The organism is Tepidimonas charontis, from assembly GCF_007556685.1.
In the GTDB taxonomy this organism is placed as follows: Bacteria; Pseudomonadota; Gammaproteobacteria; order Burkholderiales; family Burkholderiaceae_C; genus Tepidimonas; species Tepidimonas charontis.
The window spans coordinates 1-9,300 of sequence record NZ_VJON01000063.1; the positions used below are offsets into that span (position 1 = coordinate 1).

7 protein-coding genes and 3 pseudogenes are annotated in these 9,300 nt (G+C 65.9%); 4 read left to right on the plus strand and 6 right to left on the minus strand.

Features of this window, described 5'->3' with window-relative positions; all coding sequences use genetic code 11:
- Positions 1 to 132 (plus strand): annotated as a pseudogene (locus Tchar_RS14135) (IS481 family transposase); the annotation flags it as partial.
- Positions 129 to 482 (plus strand): annotated as a pseudogene (locus Tchar_RS12765) (transposase); the annotation flags it as partial. The pseudogenes Tchar_RS14135 and Tchar_RS12765, both read left to right, overlap by 4 nt.
- A gap of 12 nt (positions 483 to 494) precedes the next feature.
- On the opposite strand, the gene Tchar_RS12770 reads toward Tchar_RS12765, so the two are convergent.
- Genes Tchar_RS12770 through Tchar_RS12785 form a run of 4 tightly spaced genes read right to left on the minus strand, consistent with a single transcriptional unit; the run spans position 495 to position 5,023 of the window.
- Positions 495 to 1,649: an aminotransferase class V-fold PLP-dependent enzyme gene (locus Tchar_RS12770; RefSeq protein ID WP_144329377.1), complete on the minus strand. Its 1,155-nt coding sequence runs from the start codon at positions 1,647 to 1,649 to the stop codon at positions 495 to 497.
- A gap of 55 nt (positions 1,650 to 1,704) precedes the next feature.
- On the minus strand, positions 1,705 to 2,835 hold the full coding sequence (locus Tchar_RS12775) for a YbdK family carboxylate-amine ligase (RefSeq protein ID WP_144329378.1): 1,131 nt from the start codon (positions 2,833 to 2,835) through the stop codon (positions 1,705 to 1,707).
- A 17-nt stretch (positions 2,836 to 2,852) separates the two neighbouring features.
- The gene (locus tag Tchar_RS12780; RefSeq protein ID WP_144329379.1) at positions 2,853 to 4,157 is read right to left on the minus strand and encodes a cation:proton antiporter domain-containing protein; all 1,305 of its coding nucleotides are present in this window, start codon (positions 4,155 to 4,157) and stop codon (positions 2,853 to 2,855) included.
- Positions 4,154 to 5,023: a class I SAM-dependent methyltransferase gene (locus Tchar_RS12785; protein WP_144329380.1), complete on the minus strand. Its 870-nt coding sequence runs from the start codon at positions 5,021 to 5,023 to the stop codon at positions 4,154 to 4,156. Before Tchar_RS12785 ends, Tchar_RS12780 begins: the two co-directional genes overlap by 4 nt.
- A 71-nt stretch (positions 5,024 to 5,094) precedes the next feature.
- Between Tchar_RS12785 and Tchar_RS12790 the strand changes: the two genes are divergently transcribed.
- The gene (locus Tchar_RS12790) at positions 5,095 to 5,685 is read left to right on the plus strand and encodes a DEAD/DEAH box helicase family protein (RefSeq protein WP_144329381.1); all 591 of its coding nucleotides are present in this window, start codon (positions 5,095 to 5,097) and stop codon (positions 5,683 to 5,685) included.
- Positions 5,686 to 5,708: 23 nt separating this feature from the next.
- Here the strand turns inward: Tchar_RS12790 and htpG are convergent, their stop codons facing one another.
- Positions 5,709 to 7,649, minus strand: a complete 1,941-nt coding sequence (gene htpG / locus Tchar_RS12795) for a molecular chaperone HtpG (protein WP_144329382.1) — start codon at positions 7,647 to 7,649, stop codon at positions 5,709 to 5,711.
- Between the two features lie 175 nt (positions 7,650 to 7,824).
- Positions 7,825 to 8,544, minus strand: coding sequence for a Crp/Fnr family transcriptional regulator (locus Tchar_RS12800; RefSeq protein ID WP_144329383.1), 720 nt, complete (start codon positions 8,542 to 8,544; stop codon positions 7,825 to 7,827).
- 269 nt (positions 8,545 to 8,813) lie between these two features.
- Between Tchar_RS12800 and Tchar_RS12805 the strand changes: the two are divergent.
- Positions 8,814 to 9,173 (plus strand): annotated as a pseudogene (locus Tchar_RS12805) (AMP-binding protein); the annotation flags it as partial.
- Positions 9,174 to 9,300: the final 127 nt, after the last annotated feature.

A 9,300-nucleotide genomic window follows, 5' to 3' on the forward strand; every position in this document is an offset into this window, starting at 1 on the left:
CTGTACAATCACCACATCCCCCAGAAAGCCCTGGGACATGTCCCGCCCATCGAGGCCATGAAAAGATGGTACAAAGAAAAACCGGAACTTTTCATAAAAGTGCCACGTAATCGTCCGGGACCTGACAGTTAGCCTTCTCGCTTTCGCCGGGCCAGGCGGGCGATGCCCCAGCCGGTCGCGCCCTGCTGCATGCCCTGCCACCCCTGAGCGCGCGCTGCCATCTGGTCATGGATCGCGCCTACGAGGGCAATGAAACCCGGCAGCTCGCGCTGGATCTGGGCCTGAATCCGGTCGTGCCCCCGCATCCGCTGCGGGCCCAGCCATGGGCGTACAACACCGAGATCTACAAGCGCCGCAACGAAATCGAGCGCCTGTTGCGCCGTCTGAAAGGGTTCCGCCGCATCTTCAGCCGCTTCGACAAGCTCGACGTCATGTTCGCGGCCTTCATCCACTTCGCACTGATCGTCGAATCGTTGCGATAGTGTTAACAGGCCCTAGGTGCACGTCGCCTCCTGCGCCACCATCACCAAACGATCCAGCGCCTGGGCCAGATGACCCACGGTGCGCTCGATATGCAGCAGTTTCTCCAGCCCGAACAGACCGACGCGGAAGGTCCGGAAGTCGGCCGGTTCGTCGCACATCAGCGGCACCCCCGCGGCGGTTTGCAAGCCAACTGCGGCAAATTTTTTGCCATTGGCGATCTCGGGGTCGTCGGTGTAGCTCACTACCACGCCCGGTGCCTGGTAGCCGGGCGCGGCCACACTTGCCAGACCACGCGCCTCGAACAGGGCCCGCACGCGCTGGCCCAGCTCGAACTGCGCCGCGCGCATCGCCGCAAAGCCGTGTGCGCGCGTCTCCTGCATCACATCACGCAGTCGCGCCAGCGCATCGGTGGGCATGGTGGTGTGGTAGACGTGGCTGCCTTGCTCGTAGGTTTCCATCACCTGCAGCCACTTTTTCAGGTCGCAGGCAAAGCTGGTGCTGGTGGTGCCGTCGATGGCATGGCGCGCGCGCTCCGACAGCATCACCATGGCGCAGGCCGGCGAGCCGCTCCAGCCCTTTTGCGGCGCGGAGATCAGCACATCCACGCCCGTGGCGCGCATGTCCACCCATACGGCGCCCGAGGCGATGCAGTCCAGCACGAACAAGCCCCCCACACCGTGCACGGCCTCGGCCACGGTGTGCAGGTAATCGTCCGGCAACATCAGGCCAGCGGCCGTCTCCACGTGCGGCGCAAACACCACCGCCGGGCGCAGCGTCTGGATCGTGTGCACCACCTCCTCCAGCGGGGCGGGTGCCCAGGGAGCGCGCGCGTCATCGTGGGTGCGGCGCGCTTTGCAGACGGCGCTTTCGGCCGGGATGCGGCCCATCTCGAAAATCTGCGTCCAGCGGTAGCTGAACCAGCCATTGCGAATGACCAGCACGCGCTGCCCGCTGGCGAACTGGCGCGCCACCGCCTCCATACCGAAGGTGCCGCTGCCCGGCACCAGCGCCACGGCATGGGCGCCATAGACCTCTTTCAGGATGGCGCCGATGTCGGTCATCACGCGCTGAAAGCGCCGCGACATGTGGTTGAGCGCGCGGTCGGTGTAGACCACCGAAAATTCCAGCAGACCGTCGGGGTCGATGTGGGGCAGCAGGCCTGGCATGGCAAGTCTCCGAAAGTTGCCGCCAGCTCACACTCGGCTGGCGTACATACGGGGTTCAGCTTAGCATGTCGCCACGCCACGCGCCCACCGCCGCCCGCACCACCCCTTGCAGGCTGCCGCTGCGCGCATACACGGCGCGCAGCGCGCTGGCGTGGTTGCCCGCGCTGCCGGCCACGCGCTCGATTTCCTGCAACGCCGCCACGCTGTCCAAGGCCTCGGCATGCGGCTGCAGCCGCCGCACGGTGGCCAAGACGTCTTCGCGAATCGACAGCGGCTCGCGCGTGCGCGGGTGCACCAATGTACCCTCCAAACCGAAACGACAGGCCTGAAAGCGGTTGTAGGTATAGACGAGGTAGTCGTCTTCTTCGGGGGCCGGATCGCCGCCCTCCAGCAAGTATCGGCACAGGGCTTGCAAATAGCCGGCCAACGCGGCGGCGCGCTCCACCGTCAGGGGGGTGTCACATACCCGCAGCTCGATCGTGCCGTACTCGGGCTTGGGACGGATGTCCCAATAGAAGTCCTTCATCGACTTGACCACGCCCGTGGACTCCATCTTGCGAAAATAGCCCCGCTCGAAATCGTCCCAGCGCAGCACGAACGGCGCACGGCCACTGAGCGGAAACGCAAACACCGAATTGAGCCGCGCCGAGTCGAACCAGGTGTCGACCCCCTGGAAAAAGGGCGACGAGGCCGACAACGCGATGAAGTGCGGCACATAGCGGTTGAGCGCGTGCAGTAAAAACAGCGCCTCGTCGGCCGAGCGACAGCCGATGTGCACGTGTTGGCCAAACACCGTGAATTGCTTGGCCAGATAGCCGTATAAACCCGACAGCTGCTGAAAGCGCGGTTTGTCGAAGATACGTTGTTCGAACCAGCGCTGAAAGGGGTGGGTGCCGCCACCGGCCAGCTCGACGTTGAGCCGATCGGCTGCCGCGACCAAGGCGTCACGCATCGCGCGCAGTTGCGCCAGCAGCGCGTCGTGCCGGGTGTGCACCCCGGTGGCAATCTCGATCATGCTCTGTGTCATCTCGGGCGTGACGCTGCCCGGAAACGGCGCGCGCTTGAGCAAGGCCAGCAGGTCATCGGCGCTGCTCGACAAATCCTGGTCGTAGGTGTTGACGATTTGCAGCTCCAGCTCCACCCCCATCGACAACGCATCCGAGGTCTTGAATGGCTCCAAGGGCATGGTGCGCTTCCCTCCGCTCAGGCTCGCGCCGTGTGGTCGTCTGCAGACCGGATGGCCTCCCGTGGGCCGGCTGGCGCGGGCGACGACCCCGCCGCCAAGGCAGACCGTTCGCCACCGCTGGACGCACCACGGCGTCCGCTGCCGTCAGCCTCGCGCGCGGCACGCAAGGCCCACAAGGTCAGCACCGGCCCCGCCAGCTCCAGCAGCAGCAACGCGGCGCTGGCGTGCCACAGGGCTTGCGGCGCCGGACCCAATCCCAGCGCAGCGCTGCGCTCCAGCAGCACCAGGGTCATGGCGGACATCGGCAGCAAGGCCACCCCTGTCAAAACGCCTTTGCGCACCGTGGTGCCGCTGGGCACGGCCAGCGCGGCGTTCAGCGCCACCGGCACTACCAACCGCGCCGCTACGATGAGCGCCGCCACTGCCCACACGGCGCCGTCGGCCAAGGCCGACCACGACGTGCGCGCCCCGACATAAACGAATAGAAACACCCCCAACGTCAGCCCCAGTGTGCCGAAGTCGCGCTGCGCGTTGGCCACCCAGGCCAAGCGCTCGCGCAGCAATACGCCAAAGCTGAGCGCCGCCAGCAGAGGCGACAGGCGCAAGGCATCGGCCACCACCGTCAACCACACCAGAGCCAAGGCGTAGCCCACCGTGGGCACCGCCGACGACGGATAAGCACCGCGCATCAGCGCCGACAACACCACGGCCAACGCCACCCCCAAGGCCACCGACAGCAAGCCAGCGTACAAACTACTTAACAGGGCTTGCCCCCAGTCGCCTTCGGCGCTCAAAAACCAGTAGGCCGAGGCCAGCTTGAGCAGCAGCACCGCCAGCACCGACTGGATGGCGGCCAAGTGCAGCATCCGCTCCGTCACCTGGCCGGCGGCGCGCGCGTCATTGGCCACGCGCAGCAAGGCCGCGGGCGACGCCGCCACTGCTGCTGCCGCCAGCAGCGCACGCCACGGCTCGGTCACACCCAGGGCGGCCAGCCCGCGGTATAGAGCGGCGAACAGGGCCAAGGATTGCAACACGCCCAGCGCCGGCACCCAAGGATTACGCCGAAACCAGCCGAGGTGGATGCGGCAGCCCAGCTCGAACAGCACCAGGGCTAACGCCAGCTGCGCGAGCAAGGCACCGCCTTCGTGCGGCACCCGCAGCGACGCCACCCCCCCCAACGCGCCGCCCACCAACCCGACGGCCACGTACGTGCTCACGCGCGGCAGGCCCCGTGCGTGCCAGCGCTCGCCCAGCCACCAGGCCAACCACAGTACCGCTGGCCAGGCCACCAGCGCGCCCCATCCTTGGCTCAGCATGTTCATATGGGTGCGACCGCAAAGCGCGCCTGCAGTTCCTGCAAGCCAAGCTCATCGAGCAGCCGCTGCAGGCGCTGCGCGGCGCTGCGCGAACGCCGGCCGCTGCGACGCGCGATGATGAGTTCGTTTTTCAACGAATGCTCCCAACCCACCAACTCGGTCACCGATACCTCGTAGCCGCTGGCCTGCAGCCGCAAGCAGCGCAGCACGTTGGTGACTTGGCTGCCCAATTCGCGCGTGTGCAGCGGGTGTCGCCACAGCTCGGCCAGGGGCGTGCGCGCCAGCTGCAACGCCTTGTGACGCCGCAACACGGCCGCCACCTCGGCCTGACAGCACGGCACCAGCACCACCGCCTGGGCCTGGCGCTGCAGGGCAAAGTCGATCGCGTCATCGGTGGCGGTGTCGCAGGCGTGCAGCGCGGTCACCACGTCCACCGTGGCTGGCAGCGTGGCCATCGCCTCGCGCACCGTGGCGGCGACGAAGTGCATGCGCGCGAAACCCAGGCGCTGCGCCAGCGCCGCCGAGCGCTCGACCAGCTCGGCGCGCGCCTCCACGCCCCACACCGACCCCTGCGCACGCTGGGCAAAAAAACGGTCGTAGAGCAAAAAACCCAGATACGACTTGCCCGCGCCGTGATCCACCAAGGTCACGTCACCGCGTGCCTGCAGCGCCTCATGCAACAGCGGCTCGATGAATTGCAGCAGGTGGTTGACCTGCTTGAGCTTGCGGCGTGAATCCTGGTTGAGCCGCGCATCGCGCGTCAGAATGTGCAGCGCCTGCAGCAGCGCTATCGACTGGCCGGGATACAGCTCGGCCAGAACTTCGGGCGGCGGCGCGGACGCGCCGCGCGGTTGCGGCTTGATGGCACCCATTCACCGATGATACGCAGACGGTGCTACGATAGTCCAGCGAAAGTCGCCGCTTACCCGCAGAGGAGACAGCCATGAGCACGATCGTCGGCTATGTCACCCCCAAGCCGAAGGAGCAGCGCCTGCGGCGCTATCCGACCAAGGTGATCAACATCATCGGCGGGCCGGGCTGCGACAAGTCGCTCTACAGCTCGGCCATCGTGCTCAAGCTGCACCTGATGGGCAAGACGGTGGAGTGGGTGCCCGAGGTCGCCAAATCCTTGGTGTGGCAGCGCGACTTCGAGGCGTTGCGCAACCAGTACGGCATTGCGCTGCAGCAGTTCCGCATCCTCGACCTGCTGGACGGGCAAACGGCCTTTCTGGTCACCGAGGGGGGCCTGCCGCAGCTGCTCTACTACAACGCCCACTACCCGGACAATATCTGCGACGAGGCCAAAACCCGTGCCCAGATCCTGGAGTGGTACCGGCAGTTCGACAACATCAACCTGTTCGCCCAGCGCGACCCCGACAAGCCCTACGTCAGCGTGGGCCGACTGCAAGACGAAAACCGCGCACGCGAAATCGACAACGAAATGCGCACGCTGCTGTCGGCGGAGGGCATCAAATACACCTTGATGCCCTCCGATCACCGCAAAATCATCGAGTGGACGGCGTCCTTGGCTTGACGCCGGCGCCCGGAAGCTGCCGCTCAGACCAGCAGCGCATTGACCCGGCGCACGTAGCCGGCCGGGTCCTCCGGCAGGCCACCTTCGGCCAGCAGCGCCTGATCGAACAGCACCAGCGCGTAGTCGTCGAAGCGGTCGCCTGCCTGCGCCAGCTTTTGCACCAGCGCGTGCTTGGGGTTGAGTTCCAGAATCGGCTTGACCTCGGGCGCCTTCTGGCCCGCGGCCTTCAGCAGCCGCGCCAGCTGCAGCGAATATTCGCCGTCCTCCACCACCAAGCAGGCGGGTGAGTCGACCAGTCGCGATGTCACGCGCACGTCTTTGGCGCGGTCTTTGAGCGTCGCGCGCAGCCGCTCCAACACCGGTTTCAACGACTCGGCGGCCTCCTCGGCGGCTTTTTTCTCGCTTTCGTCCTGCAGCTCACCCAGATCGACCGCTCCCTTGGCCACGCTGCGCAGCGGGGTGCCGTCGAATTCATGCAAAAACGACATCGCCCACTCGTCGATGCGGTCGCCCAGCAGCAACACCTCGATGCCCTTTTGCCGGAACACTTCCAGCTGCGGACTGTGGCGGGCCGCGGTCAAGGATTCCGCCGTCAGGTAGTAGATGGCCTGCTGCCCCGGCTTCATGCGTGCCTTGTAGTCGGCCAGACTGACGGTGGGCGCGTCGCTGTGGGTGCTGGCAAAGCGCAGCAAGCGCGCGATGCGCTCGCGGTTGGCCATATCTTCACCCAGGCCCTCTTTCAGCGTCAGCCCGAACTCGGCCCAGAAGCGGGTGTATTTGCCAGCGTCGCGCTGCGCTAGCGCCTTTTCCTCGTCGCTGAGTTTGTCCCAGGCCTCGCCCTCGGGCAGGCGGTCGCGCGCGGCCAGGTCTTCCAGCATGCTCAGCACGCGGCGCGTGTTGCCCTCGCGAATCGCCTTGACGTCGCGGCTCTCCTGCAGCAACTCACGGCTGACGTTGAGCGGCAAGTCCGCCGAATCCACCACCCCCTTGACCCAGCGCAGATAGGTCGGAATCAAGGCCTCGGCATCGTCCATGATGAAGACGCGCTGCACATAGAGCTTGACGCCGGCCTTCTTGTCGCGGTTCCACAGGTCGAACGGCGCCTTGGCCGGGATGTAGAGCAGCTGGGTGTATTCGGTGCTGCCCTCGACACGGTGGTGACTCCAGGCCAGCGGCGCCTCGTCGTCGTGTGCGATGGTCTTGTAAAACGCGATGTACTGCTCGTCGGAGATGTCGCGCTTGGGCCGCGTCCACAAGGCGCTGGCGGCGTTGACCTGCTCCCATTCGTCGAGCAACACATACTCGCCCTTGTCCTTGTCCCACTGCTCCTTGGGCATCAGGATCGGCAGGCTGATGTGGTCGGAGTACTTGCCGATGATGGACTTCAGCCGCCAGCGGCTGAGGTATTCGGTTTTGTCCTCGCGCAGGTGCAAGATTACACTGGTGCCGCGCGCCGCCCGCGTGATGGTTTCGGTCTCGAACGAGCCGCTGCCATCGCTGCTCCAGCGCACGCCCTGCTCGGCCGGCAAGCCCGCGCGCCGACTTTCCACCACGATGCGGTCGGCGACGATGAAACCCGAGTAAAAGCCGACGCCGAACTGGCCGATCAGCTGCGCATCTTGCTTCTGGTCGCCGGACAGGCGCTGCAAAAACTCGGCCGTGCCGCTCTTGGCGATCGTGCCCAGGTGCTCGATCGCCTCGGCCTCGCTCATACCGATACCGTTGTCGGTGATGGTGATGGTCTTGGCCGCCTTGTTGAAAGTGACGCGGATGTCCAGGTTCGGCGCGTCCTCGTACAACGTCGGGTCGGCCAGCGCCTCGAAGCGCAACTTGTCACAGGCATCCGAGGCATTCGAAATCAACTCGCGCAAAAAGATATCGGGGTTGGAGTAGAGCGAATGCGTGACCAGGTGCAGCAGCCGGGCCACTTCGGCTTGGAAGGCGTGGGTGTGTTTGGTGCTCATGGAGTCGGCATCGAAAAACGGCAAACGATGAAGCGTGCGCCGCCCGCTGCGGGCACACCTCTGTCCGGCTTTGTAATGGGGGCATGTGCCGCGTGTTTCAAGAGCGCCGCGCCCCCGCAAGGCCACGCCAGGCTTGGCCGCCTGCCGCCAGCACCACGCGCGGTGCGGGCCGACCTCATGCCCCGTCGGGCCGCCCCGCCCGCCGCAGTGCCTCCAAGTCCAACACCCGCAACCCGCCGTATTCCACCCGGATGGCGCCGGCGTCTTCCCAACGCGCCAGCGCGCGGTTGACCCGCTGGCGCGACAAGCCCACCAGGTACGCCAGCTCCTGCTGGGTGATGCGCAACACCTCGCCCACGCCGGGAAACAGCACCGGATGGAACAAATTGGCCACGCTGCGTGCCACGCGCACGTCTGGATCGCTGATACGGTCGATCTCGCGCGCAGCGATGAACTGCCCCAGACGCTCGTTGAGCTGATTCATCACGAAGCGGTTGAAGGCGATGGAATGGTCGAGCAGCCAGTGGAATGACTCCACCGGCAGGCCAACGACGGCGCTGCGCCGCAGGGCCTGGATGTTGTAGCGATAGACCTCGCGCTTGAGCGCCGTGCCCTCTCCAAACCACCCGCCGGGCGCCACGCCGGTGAACGTCATCAGGGGCCCCAGGCGATCGTCGTTGCTCATTTTCAACAAGCCATCGAGCAGGCCAAACCAATAGGTCACGGGGCGGCCAACGCGGCAAATGAATTCGCCCGGCTCGGCCTCGCTGAGGATCAAGGCATCGGCGGCACGCGGGCGCACCGTCTCTTCCAGACGTACCAGCCAGGGAATGCTGGCCAACTCGGCTGGCGTCAGCGGACGCGCCCGCTGGCGCAAGCGGTTCACCGGGGTCATCGTGTCGCTGTCTCCTGTCGATCGTGGGACGCGCACTGGCAGCATCCACTCGCCTGCCCCGCCTGGTGCTCTGCCGCTGATGCGCCCTCACCCATCCCACGGCGATTCTTCCGCACTTGGAAGCAGGCAGCGCGCCCCCTAGGGAAAGTCCTGATCCGTACAAACCCTAGATTGTCCACAGAAGGACAAAATAGCGTCAAATCTTGGCGTACAGTGGGATCAATAGGGTGGGCACGCGGGCTGCGCGCCCCACCGGCAGAGGAGCCTTTATGCGGACGACTTTTCCCCGCCTGCTGATCCAACACGCCAGCACGCGCCCCCAAGCGCCCGCCATGCGCGAGAAGGAATACGGCATCTGGCAAACCACCACCTGGGCGCAGATGCTGCAGCGCGTGCAACACATCGCCGCCGGGCTGCACCAGCTCGGCCTGCGGCGTGGCGAACATCTGGTGGTCATCGGCGCCAACCGCCCCAGCCTGTACGCCACCATGCTGGCTACGCAAGCGCTGGGGGGCATTCCGGTGCCGCTGTACCAAGACGCGGTGGCAGCCGAGTGCGTCTTTCCCATCAACAACGCCGAGGTGCGCTTTGCGGTCGTCGAAGACCAGGAGCAGGTGGACAAGATGCTGGGTGGAGTCAATAATCAAGTGCAACACCCCTGATCTGCCCTGCACTCGACCCTGCCGCCGTCCCATGGGAACCCACTACCAGCACCTGAGCGCCGAAGAGCGCGCCACCATCATGATCCTGCTGCAG

Coding starts and splice junctions, on each gene's coding strand:
- htpG (WP_144329382.1), bottom strand. CDS start 7,649: ATGAGCACCAAACACACCCACGCCTTCCAAGCCGAAGTGGCCCGGCTG.
- Tchar_RS12785 (WP_144329380.1), bottom strand. CDS start 5,023: ATGGGTGCCATCAAGCCGCAACCGCGCGGCGCGTCCGCGCCGCCGCCC.
- Tchar_RS12775 (WP_144329378.1), bottom strand. CDS start 2,835: ATGCCCTTGGAGCCATTCAAGACCTCGGATGCGTTGTCGATGGGGGTG.
- Tchar_RS12770 (WP_144329377.1), bottom strand. CDS start 1,649: ATGCCAGGCCTGCTGCCCCACATCGACCCCGACGGTCTGCTGGAATTT.
- Tchar_RS12780 (WP_144329379.1), bottom strand. CDS start 4,157: ATGAACATGCTGAGCCAAGGATGGGGCGCGCTGGTGGCCTGGCCAGCG.
- Tchar_RS12800 (WP_144329383.1), bottom strand. CDS start 8,544: ATGACCCCGGTGAACCGCTTGCGCCAGCGGGCGCGTCCGCTGACGCCA.
- Tchar_RS12790 (WP_144329381.1), top strand. CDS start 5,095: ATGAGCACGATCGTCGGCTATGTCACCCCCAAGCCGAAGGAGCAGCGC.